The 17,577-nt window shown below is 56.6% G+C and carries 15 protein-coding genes; 3 read left to right on the top strand and 12 right to left on the bottom strand.

Annotation, left to right across the window (positions count from 1 at the left end; all coding sequences use genetic code 11):
• Nucleotides 1-109: 109 nt before the first annotated feature.
• Nucleotides 110-2,434, top strand: coding sequence for an ATP-dependent Clp protease ATP-binding subunit ClpA (gene clpA / locus ACR0IV_RS00075; RefSeq protein WP_480658516.1), 2,325 nt, complete (start codon nt 110-112; stop codon nt 2,432-2,434).
• Nucleotides 2,435-2,487: 53 nt separating this feature from the next.
• Here clpA and ACR0IV_RS00070 read toward each other — a convergent pair whose 3' ends face one another.
• The 3 genes from ACR0IV_RS00070 to ACR0IV_RS00060 form a co-directional block, all read right to left on the bottom strand.
• Nucleotides 2,488-4,188: a peptidoglycan -binding protein gene (locus tag ACR0IV_RS00070; RefSeq protein ID WP_480658517.1), complete on the bottom strand. Its 1,701-nt coding sequence runs from the start codon at nt 4,186-4,188 to the stop codon at nt 2,488-2,490.
• Nucleotides 4,189-4,191: 3 nt separating this feature from the next.
• Nucleotides 4,192-5,370, bottom strand: a complete 1,179-nt coding sequence (locus ACR0IV_RS00065) for a biopolymer transporter ExbB (RefSeq protein WP_480658518.1) — start codon at nt 5,368-5,370, stop codon at nt 4,192-4,194.
• A gap of 68 nt (nt 5,371-5,438) precedes the next feature.
• The gene (locus ACR0IV_RS00060) at nt 5,439-5,969 is read right to left on the bottom strand and encodes a gamma-glutamylcyclotransferase (protein WP_480658519.1); all 531 of its coding nucleotides are present in this window, start codon (nt 5,967-5,969) and stop codon (nt 5,439-5,441) included.
• Between the two features lie 67 nt (nt 5,970-6,036).
• Between ACR0IV_RS00060 and ACR0IV_RS00055 the strand changes: the two genes are divergently transcribed.
• Nucleotides 6,037-7,038 carry a DUF2125 domain-containing protein gene (locus ACR0IV_RS00055; protein WP_480658521.1) on the top strand — a complete coding sequence of 334 codons (1,002 nt, stop codon included), beginning with the start codon at nt 6,037-6,039 and terminating at the stop codon, nt 7,036-7,038.
• Here the strand turns inward: ACR0IV_RS00055 and ACR0IV_RS00050 are convergent.
• From ACR0IV_RS00050 to ACR0IV_RS00035, 4 genes are all read right to left on the bottom strand, one after another.
• Entirely contained in the window at nt 7,035-7,853 is an 819-nt protein-coding gene (locus ACR0IV_RS00050) for an extensin-like domain-containing protein (protein ID WP_480658522.1), read from the bottom strand. The two genes, ACR0IV_RS00055 and ACR0IV_RS00050, sit on opposite strands and share 4 nt — an antisense overlap.
• Nucleotides 7,850-8,770: a prephenate/arogenate dehydrogenase family protein gene (locus tag ACR0IV_RS00045; RefSeq protein WP_480658523.1), complete on the bottom strand. Its 921-nt coding sequence runs from the start codon at nt 8,768-8,770 to the stop codon at nt 7,850-7,852. Before ACR0IV_RS00045 ends, ACR0IV_RS00050 begins: the two co-directional genes overlap by 4 nt.
• Nucleotides 8,767-9,852 carry a histidinol-phosphate transaminase gene (gene hisC / locus ACR0IV_RS00040; protein WP_480658524.1) on the bottom strand — a complete coding sequence of 362 codons (1,086 nt, stop codon included), beginning with the start codon at nt 9,850-9,852 and terminating at the stop codon, nt 8,767-8,769. Before hisC ends, ACR0IV_RS00045 begins: the two co-directional genes overlap by 4 nt.
• Before the next feature lie 64 nt (nt 9,853-9,916).
• The gene (locus ACR0IV_RS00035) at nt 9,917-11,332 is read right to left on the bottom strand and encodes an aminotransferase class V-fold PLP-dependent enzyme (RefSeq protein WP_480658526.1); all 1,416 of its coding nucleotides are present in this window, start codon (nt 11,330-11,332) and stop codon (nt 9,917-9,919) included.
• A gap of 103 nt (nt 11,333-11,435) precedes the next feature.
• On the opposite strand from ACR0IV_RS00035, the gene ACR0IV_RS00030 reads away from it, so the two are divergent.
• On the top strand, nt 11,436-11,897 hold the full coding sequence (locus ACR0IV_RS00030; RefSeq protein WP_480658528.1) for an Lrp/AsnC family transcriptional regulator: 462 nt from the start codon (nt 11,436-11,438) through the stop codon (nt 11,895-11,897).
• A 123-nt stretch (nt 11,898-12,020) separates the two neighbouring features.
• On the opposite strand, the gene rpsD is transcribed toward ACR0IV_RS00030, so the two are convergent.
• The 5 genes from rpsD to ACR0IV_RS00005 form a co-directional block, all read right to left on the bottom strand.
• Nucleotides 12,021-12,641, bottom strand: coding sequence for a 30S ribosomal protein S4 (gene rpsD / locus ACR0IV_RS00025; protein WP_170325974.1), 621 nt, complete (start codon nt 12,639-12,641; stop codon nt 12,021-12,023).
• 200 nt (nt 12,642-12,841) lie between these two features.
• Complete coding sequence (locus tag ACR0IV_RS00020) at nt 12,842-13,336, bottom strand: hypothetical protein (RefSeq protein ID WP_480658529.1); 495 nt, start codon at nt 13,334-13,336, stop codon at nt 12,842-12,844.
• Between the two features lie 172 nt (nt 13,337-13,508).
• Nucleotides 13,509-13,958, bottom strand: coding sequence for a hypothetical protein (locus ACR0IV_RS00015; RefSeq protein WP_480658530.1), 450 nt, complete (start codon nt 13,956-13,958; stop codon nt 13,509-13,511).
• The gene (locus ACR0IV_RS00010) at nt 13,955-15,370 is read right to left on the bottom strand and encodes a GMC oxidoreductase (RefSeq protein ID WP_480658531.1); all 1,416 of its coding nucleotides are present in this window, start codon (nt 15,368-15,370) and stop codon (nt 13,955-13,957) included. The genes ACR0IV_RS00015 and ACR0IV_RS00010 overlap by 4 nt, the downstream gene beginning before the upstream one ends.
• Nucleotides 15,371-15,430: 60 nt before the next feature.
• Nucleotides 15,431-17,155: a hypothetical protein gene (locus ACR0IV_RS00005; RefSeq protein WP_480658532.1), complete on the bottom strand. Its 1,725-nt coding sequence runs from the start codon at nt 17,153-17,155 to the stop codon at nt 15,431-15,433.
• Between the last annotated feature and the right edge of the window lie 422 nt (nt 17,156-17,577).

The raw sequence follows: 17,577 nt of genomic DNA, 5'->3' as shown, positions 1-17,577 counted from the left end.
TTGAAGCCGGGCCACGATCAACCAAACTCTAATAGTATGAGGACATGGTTGGGATGGGGATCCTGCCGATACTCGACCCCCTTCCGGCCCAATATAGAGGAGCACCCGCGTGCCTTCATTCTCGAGCACATTGGAACAAGCCATCCACGCGGCCCTTGCGGCGGCGAATGAACGGCGACATGAATTCGCGACGTTGGAGCACCTGCTGCTGGCGTTGCTGGAAGAACCCGATGCGGTGCGCGTCATGAAAGCGTGCAGCGTCGATCTGGATGAGTTGCGCAGCACGCTGGTCGAATTCATCGACGAAGACCTGTCAAACCTCGTGACCGATATCGACGGGTCCGAAGCGGTACCCACCGCAGCCTTCCAGCGTGTTATTCAACGCGCCGCGATCCATGTACAGAGTTCCGGCCGTACCGAGGTGACCGGGGCCAATGTACTGGTCGCCATCTTCGCCGAGCGTGAAAGCAACGCAGCATACTTCCTGCAGGAACAGGATATGACCCGCTATGACGCGGTGAACTTCATCGCCCACGGTGTGGCAAAAGATCCCGCCTATGGAGAGAACCGTCCGGTGACCGGCGCGGATGAAGCTGAGGATGAAGCTCTGACCACCTCGGGTGAGGCGGATCAGAAGGAAAGCGCGCTGGGTAAATACTGCGTCGACCTGAACGCCAAATCGCGCGCCGGGGATGTTGACCCGCTGATCGGTCGCTCGGACGAAGTAGAACGTTGCATTCAGGTGCTGTGCCGCCGTCGTAAGAACAACCCGCTGCTGGTGGGTGATCCGGGCGTAGGAAAAACCGCCATCGCGGAAGGTCTGGCACATAAGATCGTCGCCGGGGAAGCACCTGACGTGCTGTCCGAAACCACAATCTACTCGTTGGACATGGGCGCGCTGCTGGCGGGCACTCGCTATCGCGGCGATTTCGAGGAACGGCTGAAGGCGGTCGTGACCGAGTTGGAAGATCACCCTGATGCAGTGCTGTTCATCGACGAAATCCACACGGTAATCGGTGCCGGTGCGACTTCGGGCGGCGCCATGGATGCGTCGAACCTGCTGAAACCTGCCCTGCAGGGTGGAAAACTGCGCACCATGGGCTCAACCACCTACAAGGAATTCCGTCAACACTTCGAAAAGGATCGTGCGCTGAGCCGCCGGTTCCAGAAGATTGACGTAAATGAACCCTCGGTCGAAGACAGCGTGAAAATCCTGCGCGGCCTGAAGCCGTATTTTGAAGAGCATCATGCGATCAAATACACCGCAGATGCGATCAAAACTGCGGTGGAATTGTCGGCCCGTTACATCAACGACCGTAAGCTGCCGGACAAAGCCATCGACGTGATCGATGAAGCCGGGGCGGCACAGCATCTGCTGGCCGAAAGTAAACGTCGCAAGACCATTGGCGTGAAAGAGATCGAGGCCGTTGTCGCCAAGATCGCTCGTATCCCGCCCAAGAACGTCACCAAGGATGATGCGGAGGTTCTGAAAGATCTCGAAACCTCGCTGAAACGGGTGGTGTTCGGTCAGGATGAAGCCATTGAGGCGCTGTCCAGTGCGATCAAACTGGCTCGTGCTGGTCTGCGCGAACCCGAGAAGCCCATCGGCAATTACCTGTTCGCTGGCCCAACCGGTGTGGGTAAGACCGAGGTTGCGAAACAACTGGCGGATACGCTGGGTGTGGAGCTGCTGCGGTTTGATATGTCCGAGTACATGGAAAAGCATGCCGTCAGCCGCCTGATTGGTGCCCCTCCGGGCTATGTCGGGTTTGATCAGGGCGGTCTGCTGACGGATGGCGTCGACCAGCACCCGCATTGTGTGCTGCTGCTGGATGAGATCGAAAAGGCGCATCCGGATGTGTTCAACATCCTGCTGCAGGTGATGGATCACGGTGAACTGACCGACCACAATGGCCGTACAGTGAATTTCCGCAATGTGGTTCTGATCATGACCTCGAACGCAGGTGCTCAGGAGCAAGCGAAGGCAGCTATCGGATTTGCCCGTGATCGCCGTGAAGGTGAGGATACCGCTGCAATTGAGCGCATGTTCACCCCGGAATTCCGCAACCGTCTGGACGCGGTGATTTCCTTCGCACCGCTTCCAAAGTCGGTCATCCTGCAGGTGGTCGAGAAGTTCGTCCTGCAGCTTGAGGCACAATTGCTCGATCGCAATGTGACCATCGATCTGACGCCGAAAGCCGCCGAATGGCTGGCGGACAAGGGCTATGACGACAAGATGGGCGCGCGTCCACTGGGCCGCGTGATCCAAGAGCATATCAAGAAGCCTCTGGCCGAAGAGCTTCTGTTCGGCAAACTGGCCAAAGGTGGCGTCGTCCGAGTCTCGGTCAAGAAAGGCGAGCTGAACCTTGAAACACTCGGCCCCGACCAGCCGCGCATTCCGGGTGATAAGCCGCCGCTGCTGACCGCGGACTGATTCAGAGACCTTAGAAACAAATAGCGCCCGCCCTTTCGGCGGGCGTTTTTTGTTTACCGCTCTGTCAGTTTCAACTCGATCCGGCGGTTCTGCGCGCGCGCTTCGGGCGTGTCGGCGGGGTTGACCGGTTGGAACTCTCCAAACCCGTTGGCCGCAAGACGGTTGGGTGGAATTCCCAGCGCTTCGACCATGAACCGAACCACAGACAATGCGCGGCCCTGGCTGAGCTCCCAGTTGTCGCGATACCGACCGCTACCCCCCAGCGGCACGTTATCGGTGTGCCCATCGACGCGGATGACCCAGTTCAACCCCTCGGGGATTTCAGCGGCGACCGTCCGAAGAATCTCAGCCACCTTGGCAACTTCCTGACGGCCCTCTGCCGACAAAACGGCCGAGCCCGTATCAAACAGCACCTCGGACGAGAACACAAAACGGTCGCCTTCGATGCGCACGCCTTCTTGATCGCCCAGCACATCCCGCAACCGTCCGAAGAACTCGGACCGATAGCGTTGCAGATCTTCTGCCTGCGCAGTCAGCTCCTGATTTTGCCCGGCCAGCCTTTCCGCCTCGGCCTCAAGCCTGATGCGCTCTGCCTCCTCCAGCAGCCGGCGACGACGCTCCTCCGAGGCAGCGCGGGCGAGGGCTGCGTTCAGGTCCTGACCCAGCGTCTGGATCTGGATCTCTGCGGCGGCGTTACGCTCTTCGTAATCATCCAACAGCGCCTGCAACGAGCCCAGCTGGCTGCGCAAAGCCGACATCTGCTGGTTTAATAGTGCAGTCTGGCGCTGCGCCTCGGTCGAGATTTCTTTCTCTGACGCAAGCGCCCCCTGAGCCACAGCCAGCAGAGCCGCGCGCTCTTCAGCAAGTGACCTTTGCTCCTCCGCCTGCGCCTGAGCCTGCGTTTGCGCGTCCAATGCTGCCTGCAACTGGGCCTTCAGCTCGTCCGGGTTTAGCTCACCAAATTGCTGCTCAAGCTGGGCACGTGCCGCCTGTGCAGCAGCCAGCAGGGTCAAGGTTTCTTCGGCTTCCTGCCTCTGCGCCTCAAGCGCCAGCGTCATCGCGGTCAGCTCGGCATCCGCATCCTGAAGGCCGTTGCGCAGGGTCTCGGCCGCGGCAGCCTCGGCCAGACGCGCAGCCTCTTCATCTGTCAATTGCTGCGCAAGGTCCGCAATCTGGCCTGCCTGCGCCGCTTCGCTGGCCTCCAGCTCGGCCACCAACGCCTCAAGCGCCTCGCGGCGTGCAGCAGCCAGACGCGCAGCTTCGGTTTGGGCATCAATCTCGCTGCGGCTCTGGGCAAGGGCAAGGTTCAGGGAATCCTGCTCATTCAGCAGTTCATCGCGCTCCTGCAGCAAAGCATCCTGTTGGTCCACCAAGGCAGCAATATCATCCCGCGCCCGTTCCTGATCCGCCAGCAAAGCCGCGACCTGAGCTTCGAAGCTTGTGATCTGCGATTGTGCCTCTGACAGCTCATCCTCGACCTGCCCAAGCGTGGTGTTCAATGTGCCCAGGCGCGCCTGCAGGCGGCTGTTTTCGCGCTCTTCCAATCCCAGCGCACCGGCCAGCGCCGCGACCTCATCCGACAGCGCGGTCAGTTCGTCTTCTTGCCCCGAGATGGTCTCGCGCAGCACGAACTGAACGATCATGAAGATGGTCAACACAAATGTCAGAACCATCAAAAGCCCCGTCATCGCATCGACGAAGCCGGGCCAGACAGAGCCCGAGAATCGATGACCGGTGCGGCGCGACAGGGCCATCCTTTATTCCCCGTCCGAGGGCGTGCGCACGGCGCCGCGTGGCAGCGTCAGAGCTTTGACAAGCAGTTCGAAATCCTTGCGCAGTTCATTCATGCTGTCCTGTCGACCGGCTGAAATCTCTTCCAGAATCCGCAGCAGTTGCACGTCCATCGAGCGCAGACGCATACGGCTTTCTGCATCGATCCCCTCACCCGCGCCATGTTCGCGAATATGATCCAGCAGTGCATCCTGCCCCAGCGCCACACGTTCCAGCGCAGCGGTCACACCTTCGGTCTGGGCCTGACGCTGGTTCATGTCGGTGATCGCATCGACCAAGTGTCCGAGCTTGGTGGAAACCTGGGTCCGGTCTTCTTCCTGCGCTGCGAACAGATCTTGCAGCGCATCCATCTGTTCTGACATGGCGTCGAGTACCGGCGTCAGCACCGCCAGCTCGGCACCACCTTCATCGCCCGCAGCAAATCCGACACGGGTGATCGAGGATAACCATTCCTCCAATTCGCGATAGAACCGGTTCTGACCATGACCCGCGAACAGTTCCAGCAGGCCAACGATCAATGATCCGGCAAGACCCAGCAAAGACGACCCGAAGGCAACGCCCATCCCTTGCAGCTGCGATTCCAAACCGGTCATAAGACGGTTAAACACCGCCAGACCTTCTTCGCCTTCTTGTGGGTTCAGACTGCGGATCGTGTCGACGATGGCCGGGACGGTGGTTGCCAGGCCAAAGAACGTGCCCAGCAGACCAAGATAGATCAGAACATTAGTTATGTAGCGCGTGATCTCACGCTCTTCCTCGACCCGCTCGGCGACAGAATCGAGGATCGACCGGGTAGAGCTGGAGCTGATTTGCGACCGCGCCCCGCGTGCGCGCAGCAGCGAAGCCAGTGGCGCCAGCAGTTGTGGGGGACGCACGTCATCACGCTCGACCCCACCGGCAAAAGCCTCAATCCATCGCACCGAACCGATCAGCTGCGTCACCTGCAGGAAACAGGCGGCCACACCGATGACAAAGACCAGAAGGATGAAGCCGTTCAGGTACAGATTGGCCTGAATCACGGGCAACACGTAGGGCAGCGCCATGAACACGCCAAGGCCCGACAGCCCGATTGCAATCAGCATCATTAGGATTTGGCGGATCGGCTGTGAGAAATGTGGTCTCACGCCCTGTTGTGCCTGCGCCATGCGCGTGGCTCCCGGTATTGTCTGCTCTGGGCTGAACCTATCGAAGTTCCGGGCGCGACGCCAAGGGTTTATGCGCGGATTGTGCGCACGCGTTGCGACAACCACTCAAGGTCGGGGTCATGCAAACCGATCTCGGTCAGATGTGCGGCTGTATTGTAGAGGTATTCGTCGTTCGGACCGCGCCCGCCCACAGCATGCGCGATGATCTGGGCTTGCTCCTCCAGCGGCAGCCCACCGCAATACTGCACATGATGCGCATCGATGACATAGGTCACGGCGTTGACGACCTCACCCGAGTGCAGGTGCACGTCCAGCATCCGTTCAAGATAAGCTGATGAGATCAGCTCGCGCTCGCGCAATTCCGCCAGCGTCCGCTCTTCGTGTCCTGCCTCAACGGCAAGTGCCAGCCCTTTGCAATGCGCATCTGGTTGTTCGTCAAGCGCAAGCACCAGACCAGGCTCTTCTTCGGTGCCGCGATGATGGATCGAGCGCATGCAGAAGGATCGGGCATAGCCATGCAGCGTGGCGCTTTCGCTGCGGGCTACCGGAAAGCCGGGGTTCCACAGAAGAGATCCATATCCGAAAACCCACATCGTCATTGCTCTGGTCCTTGCCCGTTTCGCTCTATAAACATCAAATTCGAGGCAGGAAAAAGGGCCATTCATCATGCGTCGTCTGATACGCGTTTTTGTATTCGTGGCCGTTGTGTGGAGCGCCTACTGGTATGTCGCAGGTTACGGGCTGCGAAACGCCATTACCGGCTGGTTCGATCGTCAGCAGGAACTGGGTTGGCAGGCCGACTACTCGGATGTCGCGACAGCGGGGTATCCGTTCCAGCACATAACTCGGCTGGCCAATCCCGCGCTCGCCGATCCGGTGAACGGTACGGCCTGGAGTGCGGACTGGATCGAGTTTGAAAGCCCCGCGATCTGGCCCGGTCGACAAATGCTGCGTTTTGCCAGCACACCACAGCGCCTGTCCTATTTCGATCAGACCACAACCGTTCAGGCCGAAGGTCTTCAGGCGGAACTACATTTGCAGCCAGGTGTCGCATTGGTGCTGGAAAGGATGGCCCTGACCGCCGGGCGCTGGCTGCTATCGGATGAGCAGGCCCCCCAGGCCGGTGGGCAAAGCCTGAGCCTGATCATGGCGCAATCTGGCACTCCGGAAAGCTACAACATATCGGCCAAGGTCGACGGTTTTACGCCGGGCGAAGAACTGCGGCGCCTGATGCGCTCTGCATCATCCCTGCCGCAGTCGTTTGAAACGCTGGAATTCGACACATTCATCACCTTCGACAAACCCTGGGACCGCAGCGCGCTTGAACAAGGCCGCCCCCAACCCGTCGCGATTGACCTGCGATTGGCCGAGGTCAAATGGGGTGAACTGCGCCTCTTCGCGACCGGAGAGTTGGATGTCGACCAACAAGGCATCCCAACCGGAGAAATCGCGGTCAAGGCCGAGAACTGGCGTGACATGGTCGCCATGGCAAACGCTGCAGGCGCCCTGCCCGATCAGGCGGTTGATCCCGTGACCCGGGCCCTGGGCTTCATGGCCGGGCTCGGCGGCAATCCCAACGCCTTGGATCTGCAGCTGAATTTCCGCGACGGTTTTGTCGCCTTGGGGCCGCTCCCATTGGGCCCTGCCCCGCGACTAATCCTGCGTTAACGACAGTAAGAGCCGCTGCGATAGCGCGCCGTGTCCAGATGGAAATGGTCGCGATGATATCGATCCGAATTCGGCCCCAACACCGTCCCAAACGGCCCACAAGCCCCACGCCAGACTTTGATCAATTGCTTCTGAGAGGGGTTCTTGCGCCATCCGTCCAACACGGTAACAAGTTCGCCATCTGCCATCCGGAACCCGGAAATATCAATCGCGCGACCCTTGCCATGCTCGGAAATCCGCGCGCCTTTTTGGTTGTTCCGGGTCCGGCAGGCATAATGCGCCGCCACCCGCAGCTCGACCACCGGGCCGCGCCGTTTGAACGTGGGCTTCACAGTCTTGTCGACCCATTTATTCAACGCCTTTGCGGTGCCACAATCCATGGTCGCCGGACGGCTGAGCTTCACCCCTGAAACCGAGGTGATCTGCACCGCGTCCTTGATCCCGCAAGCCTTGATCTTGCCGTTTACACGGCCCACCGCCTTGCCCTGAATGTCTATATCTCCACAAACCGAAGATTTGCGCAGCTTGCGTTTTTTGAACAGGATTTGCTGCTCTAGTTCCTTCGGGCGCAGGTAGGGTCGGATCGAGCTATCAGGCCCCAACAACGGCAATTCGGTTGGTCGGGCGGCAGCCGCAGTCACCTGCGGAGAGGCGGGCCGCAGCACGGGGCGAATTCTGGACGTGGTGAGCGCGGGGTTAGCATCGATCAGGGCGGGGCGTTTTAGTGGTACAAGAGAGGTTTCCGGTGCTGCCGCATGTGCAGATGTGGCCAGAATGGCAAGAACTATCCACAAACAGCCCCGGAGCCCTCTCATGTCGATGTTTTCCCCCGTCCAAAATCTGGTGCGTCCGTGTCCTGCCCGGCATCGATAATTCCGCGCCGGATCGCACGGGTGCGCGTAAAATAGTCGAACAAATGCTCTCCGTCACCAGTTCGGATAGCCCGTTGAAGCGCAAAGAGTTCTTCTGTGAAGCGTCCAAGAATCTCCAGCGTCGCGTCTTTGTTGGTCAGGAATACGTCGCGCCACATTGTCGGGTCGGACGCGGCAATCCGCGTGAAATCCCGAAAGCCAGCAGCCGAGTATTTGATGACCTCGGTATCCGTGACCCGCCGCAAATCATCCGCCACGCCAACCATGGTGTACGCGATCAAGTGCGGGGCATGCGAGGTCACAGCCAACACCAGGTCATGATGATCGGCATCCATTTCGTCGACATTCGATCCCATCCCCTCCCACAGCGCGCGCAAGCGGGCGATGGCATCAGGGTCCGATCCTTCGGCTGGGACCAGCAGAGACCAGCGGTTGTCAAAAAGCTCGGCAAAACCGGATTCCGGCCCGGAATGCTCCGTCCCAGCCAGCGGGTGGGCGGGAATGAAATGCACATCTTCCGGGATATGGGGTGAGACAGCCTCAATCACATGGCGCTTCACCGATCCGACATCCGAGACAGTCGCGCCGGGCTTCAGGACCGGTGCCATCTGCTGAGCCACGGGACCCATCGCGCCAACGGGAACGCACAGCACAACCAGATCAGCCCCTTCGACGGCCTCTTCAACCGAGTCACAGACGCGGTCGCACAGACCGATCCGCCGAGCCATCTCGCGGGTCGCGTCAGTTCTGGCATAACCGGTCACCTCTCCTGCCAGCCCCGCGCGTTTCATCGCCCAGAACATGGAGGAGGCGATCAGGCCCAGCCCGATCAGCGCCACGCGGTCGTAAATCTGGCTCATGCAGCGCCCCCTTTGAACGCGGTAATGGCTGCAACCACACGGTGGCAGGCTTGTTCATCGCCCACGGTGATCCGCAGCGCATTTGGCAGGTTGTAGCCCGCAACACGCCGCACGATCAAACCCTGAGTTTTTAGGAACGCGTCACAAGCCTCAGCCTCGGCCTGATCCGCGAAACGCGCGAGGATAAAGTTTGTGCAAGATGCATCCGAGGGTACGCCAATCTTGGCCAGTTCCTCGGACAGCCAGACTCGCAGCCGGGCATTCTCGGACTGGCAGAACCGCAAGTAATCCTCATCCTGCACCGCTGCCTCGGCGGCGGCCAACGCAGTCAGTGACAAGTTAAAGGGCTGACGCACCCGGTTCAGCACATCAATGATGTCTTTCGCGGCATAACCCCAGCCCACGCGCATCCCGCCCAGCCCGTAGACCTTGGAGAACGTCCGGGTCATGATCACATTCTCGAACCGATCCACCAAAGCAGCCCCACCGTCGAACCCGTCGACAAATTCGGCATAAGCGCCATCCAGCACCATTAGACAGTTGCTGGGTAGTTCCTGCGCCAGACGCTCCAGCTCGGCCTCAGAGATCATGGTCGAGGTCGGATTGCCTGGATTGGTCACAAACACGATCCGTGTCTTGCCGGTTACGGCAGCCAGGATATTGTCGACATCCACCTGCCGCTCGCGCTCCGGCACCATAACGGGCGTCGCACCTGCCATCCGCGCGATGATAGGGTACATCGAAAACCCGTGCTCGGTATAGATGACCTCATCCCCCGGCCCGGTATAGGCCTGCGCCACGAACTGCAGCACTTCGTCGCTGCCAACACCGCAGATGATGCGATCCGCGTTCAGCCCATGTCGTTCTGAAATCGCGGCACGCAGGGTGGCATGATCGGTACTGGGATAACGATGCAGCGTCGTGGCACTGTCACGCACAGCCTCTATCGCCTTGGGGCTGGGTCCAAACGGGTTCTCGTTCGAGCTCAGCTTGATGACATCAGCCACCCCAGCGACATGGGACTGACCACCCTGATACAGCGCGATGTCCATAATGCCGGGTTGTGGTATGGGCTTGGTCATGAGGGGCTCCGTTGGTTGCGCCCCTCTTACCTGTCTCAACGGTTTGAGAAAAGTGGCAATTCCCTCAGGCAGCTTTGAAGCGCGCCGTCGCCGGATCGGCACTGTAGAACGCAGTATATTCCTCGGTCCGACGCGACAGGTCATTGACGCTGTCGATGATGAATTGAACCGTCTCTTCGCTCATCAGATACGAGAAGTTCAGGCGCACCCAACCGGGCTTCAACATCTCTTCACCCGCAGACAGGGCCGCGTGCAAATGCTCCGAAGTATCGCGGTCGATCCCCAGCAAACGGTGCGCATATGGCCCTGCACAAGCACAGCCACCACGCGCCTGTATCCCATGGATATCGCTGAGCATTCGCGTGAACAACTGCTGATGTACCGGCTGCCCAGAGCGATCCCGAACAAGGAACGAGAAGATCGGAAGGCAATGCGCATTCTTCGTGCCCAGCAAGGTCAGGTGCGGATTATCCGACCAGCCTTCGATGGCCATCCGGTTGTAAAGCGCCTCACGCCGCGCAATCTCATCGGTTCCCACCGCATCCTTGACCATAAACGCCAGTGCCGCGCGAATGTCACCGATCACGTTGGGCGTACCCGCCTCCTCCCGCGTCGCAAGATCCGCGCTGTAATCATGCCGCCAGGGCGAGACAAAACTGACAGTTCCCCCACCCGGCCAGCTTGGGCACGTACGCTGAACCGCATTCTGATTGACGACCAGCACGCCGGAAGCTCCGGGCCCACCGGGAAACTTGTGCGGAGAGACTACGATCGCATCTTTGCGTGCATCTTCTGGCCCCATCTCCATCGGCAGATACGGGCCACCACCCGCATAGTCCCAAACCGCCAGCGCTCCATGTGCCTTCAACAGCCGGGTCACCGGGTCGGGATCGGTGATGATACCCGTGACGTTGGACGCTGCCGAGAATGATCCGATCAGCACATCCGAGTCGGCATGCTCCAGCAACGCGGCTTCCAGCGCCTGCATATCCGGCCCACCCTCTGCTGCTTCGGGAATCTCAACCACCTCAGCCTTGCTTTCACGCCAGGGCAGGATGTTCGAATGGTGTTCATATGGACCGATCAGCACAACCGGTTGGTCAGCCTCTTGCACTCCCATCAGGCTGACCAACCGGTTGAGGCCCGCTGTGGCGCCGGACCCGGTGAAGATCACCGCATCCTCTTCCCTGGCACCAACGATGCGGGCGATCTCTGCCCGCGCCTCGCTGCGAAGGCGGGTCATATAAGAACCGCAATAGGAGGCTTCGGTGTGGCTGTTGGCATAATACGGCAACACATGCGCAGCCACAAAGTTCTCGACCTGACGCAACGCGCGACCCGAGGCGACGTAATCCGCATACACAAGCGGCACGTCCTGATGCAGACCCGGGATGAGTACCCCCTCACCAATCAGCCCGTCGCGCAGAGCATTTCCGTGAGTGGCAGATTGAATCTCCGCGCGAAAAATGGACAGGGTCATTGCATAAGCTCCGTATTGCTGTACCCAATGTGATTGATCCGCAGAGCAAATTCTTCACCATTCTTTGCCTTCTATTACCTAAATTTGTGTCATATGATTTCATATGAGTGAAAAAATAGATCAAATTGACCACAGCATTCTGAAAGAGCTCCAGAAGGACGCCACTCTGTCCCAACGTGAGTTGGCAGATCGCATCGGCTTATCTCAGAACGCCTGCTGGCGACGCCTGAAGGCGCTGAACGACAATGGGGTGATACAGGGTTCCTCCGCTCGGATCGCACGAGAGAAGCTAGGCCTGAACCTCGTGGTCTTCGTCATGCTGCGTACCCGCCATCACTCGGCCGAGTGGCTGCAAGCCTTTAGGCGCCACGTGCTGACCATACCCGAGGTGGTGGATTTCCACCGGATCGGTGGAGACTACGACTATCAGCTGAAAGTCGTCACACAGGACATGGCCTCATATGACAAGGTCTACCAGCGCCTGATCGAGAAAGTCGAGCTGGACAGTGTCACATCCTATTTTGCGATGGAAGCCATCGCCGAAGGTCGGCCATTGCCGATCTGATCCGGAACTTCATCTGGTAAAACCTCGGGGGAGTTGCACCGTGACGGGGACAGCACCTTCCCCCAACAAACAAAAAAGACCGCGCTGAAAGCGCGGCCTTTAAACTCAAACGGTCGGCGAAGATTAGTTCTTCGCGTAGAATTCGACGACCAGGTTCGGTTCCATCATGACCGGGTAAGGCACATCGCTCAGGCCCGGTGCACGAACGAAAGTCGCGGTCATTTTCGAGTGGTCGGCGTCGATGTAGTCAGGCACATCACGTTCGGCCAGCGCAACAGCTTCCAGAACAACAGCCAGCTGCTTGGATTTGTCACGTACTTCGATCACGTCGCCTTCTTTGACGCGGTAGCTGGGAATGTTGACCCGCTTGCCGTTCACTTTGACGTGGCCGTGGTTCACGAATTGACGTGCGGCAAAGACGGTCGGCACGAACTTGGCGCGGTAGACGACGGCGTCCAGACGGCGCTCCAGCAGACCGATCAGGTTTTCACCAGTGTCACCTTTGACACGCTCGGCTTCGGCATAGATGCGACGGAACTGCTTCTCAGTCAGGTCGCCGTAGTAGCCTTTCAGCTTCTGCTTTGCGCGCAGCTGCAGACCAAAGTCCGACAGTTTGCCCTTGCGGCGCTGGCCGTGCTGGCCGGGGCCATATTCGCGACGGTTGATCGGGGATTTCGGACGACCCCAGATGTTTTCGCCCATCCGGCGGTCGATTTTGTACTTGGCAGACGTGCGTTTGGTCACGGCTGATCTCCTTCGTTTAGGTCGAGGCCCGTGCAGGCCACTATGAAGGGCGTTGTCCTCTTGAGGTTTCCCCCATGACAGGCATCCCCTTGCGGGGGCCACCAACACCAATGAAGCCGCGCTTATATCTGTCGATTAACCAGAGTCAACACGTCTCGGCATTGCAAGGTACGAATTTTATCTGAGGATATCAGCAGAGATCACTCTGCCGCAAAGACCGCTACATCAGGAATTTCATCCCGGATGACCCGCGCTGGCCCGGGAAAAGCGACAACCGTGCGGTCCTCGGTCCGGGTGATCGATACGGGCTCAATCTGCTCCGCTGCGGCGCTGACCCAGAATTCCTGACCTGGTTCCGGGCAACCGCCTTCAAACACCAGAACAGGGGCCTCTTCGCCGACCACCATAGCCAATTTGGCGACAAATTTCTGCGCCCCGTTGGACAGTTCAATTCTGGCATGCTCCGGGAGCATCTCATCAACTGCGGTCTGACACCAGTCCGCCAATTCGGCAACGATACCGGATGCAAGTGATCGGTCTACGTTTTCGACAAGCTCGGTCGAAAGCTTAAGCGACCGGCCACGCCAAGACCATGTTGACCCAACACCTAGTTGATCGATAGGAGCTTCTTCCAGACCATCAACTTCGGTTTGGGTCCAAGATATAGCTACATGACCGCTTTTATCGGTTCTCATCTGCCCGCCCGCACTATTACTCATCCCACCTGTAACGATTTCTGTCTATCAACGATAAAATGGGCAGAAAAGAGACTGAATTGCAGCATTCACGAAATTGTTGCCCAACCGCAAACTCACTCTGAGACTTGAAGTGATGTAGGTGCTCTTTACGTAATGGCACAGTTGGACGTCAGCCGGTTATCAGCCATTGTGCCGAAAGTCGATTCATGCACGCCATCTCATAAGGGGTAAATAAACCTTCGTATACAAATGTACGCTCATTCCCTAGTGAAAAATTGACGACATTCGTAGATTGCAAAAAGAACTTCAGCATCTTCTGCTGAGCTCGATCCGAACGACGTGGATCTTTTTCATCGTCCTCATTACCCCCCCAATTGCCAAGCATAGCCTTAAGACCAGATCTTTTGCTAACCTGCAGATCAGAGTGATACACTTTCTCATAGTCTGACAAAAATGCCTGGACAGTTGGCAATCGTGAAATTTCGTCACCAAATGCACTTTTGATCAATTCGACATAAGGAGAGGGACTTACCTGAGACCGCCACCGCCACGTCGCGCCAGCCAAAGCGGCAAAAGAGGCCGCTCCCGCTGCAATCAATAAACCGCGCCGCTTCATCATACGATACTCCGCCCAGCCATGAGTGATAGAGCCGACAAAGTCAGCGTCGGATTGGCCGGTGAGCATGACGGGAAGGCACTCGCTCCGAGTATCCACAAGTTCGTATTGCCGTGCTTTCTGAGCGATGAATCTACAACGCTGCTATCCCCGCTTTCGCCCATTCGACAGGTCCCCTGAATGTGAGCTTCGGTTGAGTTGAACCGGTATGATTGATTTATAGAGACATCCCACGGGAAGATCTCAGGTATTCTGTCTACAACGTTTGCAATACCCTTTCCTGCATACTCATGGTGGCCGTGCCAGATCACCTTGGGAGCTCCCGTATCATCCAGTACGACGCGATTTCTCGCTTGGGGGATGTCCTCTGCAATCAACTTTATAGACATCGTATTGGTAACTTTACCTTTTTCGGTTCGTAATCGGCGTGGAATGTTAAAGTTCTCGATCAAAACCGCAGCATGTTTGCTACGATGATCTCCATCGTAAAAACGATAATTGTGCCCCGTGATGGAAGTGCCCCCAAAATAGTTGGGGTTGGGTACATTCAATGCCAAGTTCTTTGAGGCCTGTTCATGGATATATCGACCGGTTAGATCGTTTTGATCTCCGGATCTAAGCAAAATGGCCGCATTAAAAAGGGCGTTCGTTGCCAGCGCAACGCGGTCCGCCTTGATGTCAAAAGATTGGCCATTGTGAAAAACCTCGACACCCGTAACGTTTGCTTTCTGCAAGTCGGTGGCACGTCTCACCTCAGCATTTGCGAGAATTGATAGGTTATCTCGTGCAAACAGATCGCGACTGTTCAAGATCGTGAACTTTGCATCAAGCGGGCACAGATGACAAACGTTGTTCGAGCAGCATTGCGCTCGGCCGCCTCCATTGCTGCGCGCAGTCGCAACAGGCACCCAGTCCACACCGTTCCAAAGTTCCTTGTCCGACAAAGTTCCAATATGGGGTGGAAAAGGATAAGGGCGAGACATTGGTGACAGATGGTTTCTTCCTCCACCCGCGATTTGCATGATGCTTTCCACATCTGAGTAGAATGGCTCTATCTCATCGTAGCTGATAGGCCAATCCATCCCGACGCCATAGCGCGAACGCAAATCAAAATCAGAGGGCAAAAAACGTGGCGTTTGCCCCCACCAACAGTTTGAATTTCCGCCAAAGGTCGAATGTGCGACCCAGTTCTTTCTATGCTCTGCGTGGCTTTCAATCTCAATATCTTCAAGCCCATGCACTTCACGTTGATCAACGAAGTCATAGTGTTCCAGAAACGGCCCCTTCTCTACGATCAACACCCTGAAATCTGTAGGAACTGATTTAAGAAAGAACATCGCCGCGAAACTGCTTCCGGCAATTACAAGATCCCAATCTCGTTGCCGCGCTTCTGCTGCCTCTATTTGGTTGAACATTAGGTGTCTCTTGAGTTTGATCGATATCTCTTGGGATGACTATTTCGGACTCCGCTAAACTTAGTTCTTCGCACCAAGAACAGCGCGCTTGCGGCGATGGTCTGATTCATCAAACACCTTCAGAATCCGGTCCAGCGGTTCAGTCTCGATATCTGCCCCGGTTTCGTTCGCTTCCAGCCAGGCCGAGCGTACAAAAAGGATCCGGTTAAACGAATCGTAGGGGGCATTCGTGATAATTTTGTATTCATTCCTGAATCGATGATCATTCAAGAGCTCAATATTCATCTTGCTTCGCGCACCAAAAATAACACGCGCGGCATTACCTCCAAGCAAATGATCTGCCTTCATATACCCCTCGATTATATCCGGGCTACGATCTAGAACCAGAGACATATCTGTTTTGGAGTCGATAGGACCAAAGGGATCAAAAGTCCCGTCATGAGCAATCAATTCATCGTTGAGCCCAAGGATGTCGATATGATTTGCATCGACATAAAAGGGAATGTGACCAGCCAGGCTAGTTGCAACAACCGTCTCCTGGCTTGTTTTTTTGGCCAGCCACTGAATGAGTTCGGCGGGCCTCTCATAGCTGTGTCGAAACACCTGACCTTCTTTGAAATGTGAAGGCAGAGCCCGCACTTCGGAGCGCAAAAGCTTACTCTGAAAGATTGGCGCGAAAAGAAGAGTGACTAAAATGCTTATTGTCATAATCCCTTGCCCGACCGGCAACTTCTCTACCAAGAGGAAGGTTGCACAACAAAACAACGGCAAGAGTACTATGAAATGTCGATACAACGGGAACGCATATATGGAGTCCCCACCCGAACGCGCAATCAGTATCATGAACGCAATCTGGGACAATAGCATCGCCCAAAACAAGCTTGGTAGCTTTTGTCTTCTTACCAGCGCAACTCCAAGCAGGAGCAGAAAAGGAACGGACAGCATCCAAAAGAATAGATACGCATCACGATAATAGGTTATGCCAGCCAGTAAATGTCGTGCGCCAGCAGTACCAGATTTGGCGTAGTATGTATTTGGTAGAAGATACCCAAAATACTGCCAACGAAATGCTGTAAGCGCGACAGCCGTCAGCAATGCAACCGCGCCAACAATGAACAATCTACGGTCTCTGGTAGCAACGTACCAGTAACCCGCCGCAGCGACTGAAACGAGCACGCCCTCCGGACGTATTAATACAAGGGCCACGGCGACCACGACCAGCGGTATTACATTCCGTGTCAGGAGTGGCAAAAAAACGGAAAGAGAAATCAACAATGTAAACGTTGCAGTTTCCATCCCTGTTAACGCGTACCAAGAAAGCGGCATGCAAAGTGCAAGTGCCATGGCCGTCGCAAGACATGCCCGGGAAAATTGTTCGGGCGTTCCAGTTATTTTTAAATGAGCGGAATCTGCCACATTATGCTTCGAGAACCCAAGCGTCAGAAAGAGCGCGATGAGAGCAAGATAAGAGCTATAACCCAGGAACTTTGATGCCGTCACAATCGAGGCAGCTTGCGGTCCAAAGGCAGAAAGCAAGATCATCCACAATAAAGTAGTGAAACCTTCCACAGGAGCCCCAGTGCGGTTCCACATGCCAAAGTCGTAACCTTCCGACCACCTTTCCGCATAACGGAATGTAATGAGCGCATCTTCTAATGTACTGTAGTAGAAGGCGATCAAGCCAAAGGCGATCGATGTGAACACCAGAAGCATAGACAGACCAACTCGCCAAAGGGTGCCGGTAATCTTTCGTTCGCTCGTGTTCAATATTAATTCTCCGCTCATGCCATATGCCCATCCGAAATCTGTTTAGTATTGTCGACGGCCACAATCTGGATAACCTATTGCAAGCAGCTACTCCAACCCGCCTTAGGCTGAGAACTTTCGCATCCGCGATCGCGCGCTCCCAGGGTCAACCCTCTGTTGCTTTGTTGAGTTAAGGCTACCACTGTGTGTGTCTCTATAATTAGCTGCGCGCGACGATAGTATGCCATGAACCTATATATCTGACACACCAAGGCACATTGTCTTCAAACGTGGTGCCTGCGAGGTCCCGTTTCCGTCAAGTTATCCCCACAATAAGTTCACTGAGTTAATCAAGTCATTTTGCCTCTCTGACCTTCAGGTTATGAGCCTGCCGAGGTTTGATCGTTAAGCAAACAGTCCGGTGGACTGTTTGTAGATCGAACGGGTTGTTTGGATTTTGG

It is taken from the genome of Ruegeria sp. C2, from assembly GCF_056537765.1.
This window is presented reverse-complemented; position numbering and strand designations above follow the sequence as displayed.

Bases quoted from the DNA above. Each gene is read 5' to 3' on its own strand.
- ACR0IV_RS00070 (WP_480658517.1), bottom strand. From the start codon at position 4,188: ATGGCCCTGTCGCGCCGCACCGGTCATCGATTCTCGGGCTCTGTCTGG.
- ACR0IV_RS00065 (WP_480658518.1), bottom strand. From the start codon at position 5,370: ATGGCGCAGGCACAACAGGGCGTGAGACCACATTTCTCACAGCCGATC.
- ACR0IV_RS00060 (WP_480658519.1), bottom strand. From the start codon at position 5,969: ATGACGATGTGGGTTTTCGGATATGGATCTCTTCTGTGGAACCCCGGC.
- ACR0IV_RS00055 (WP_480658521.1), top strand. From the start codon at position 6,037: ATGCGTCGTCTGATACGCGTTTTTGTATTCGTGGCCGTTGTGTGGAGC.
- ACR0IV_RS00050 (WP_480658522.1), bottom strand. From the start codon at position 7,853: ATGAGAGGGCTCCGGGGCTGTTTGTGGATAGTTCTTGCCATTCTGGCC.
- ACR0IV_RS00045 (WP_480658523.1), bottom strand. From the start codon at position 8,770: ATGAGCCAGATTTACGACCGCGTGGCGCTGATCGGGCTGGGCCTGATC.
- hisC (WP_480658524.1), bottom strand. From the start codon at position 9,852: ATGACCAAGCCCATACCACAACCCGGCATTATGGACATCGCGCTGTAT.
- ACR0IV_RS00035 (WP_480658526.1), bottom strand. From the start codon at position 11,332: ATGACCCTGTCCATTTTTCGCGCGGAGATTCAATCTGCCACTCACGGA.
- ACR0IV_RS00030 (WP_480658528.1), top strand. From the start codon at position 11,436: ATGAGTGAAAAAATAGATCAAATTGACCACAGCATTCTGAAAGAGCTC.
- ACR0IV_RS00020 (WP_480658529.1), bottom strand. From the start codon at position 13,336: ATGAGAACCGATAAAAGCGGTCATGTAGCTATATCTTGGACCCAAACC.
- ACR0IV_RS00015 (WP_480658530.1), bottom strand. From the start codon at position 13,958: ATGATGAAGCGGCGCGGTTTATTGATTGCAGCGGGAGCGGCCTCTTTT.
- ACR0IV_RS00010 (WP_480658531.1), bottom strand. From the start codon at position 15,370: ATGTTCAACCAAATAGAGGCAGCAGAAGCGCGGCAACGAGATTGGGAT.
- ACR0IV_RS00005 (WP_480658532.1), bottom strand. From the start codon at position 17,155: ATGAGCGGAGAATTAATATTGAACACGAGCGAACGAAAGATTACCGGC.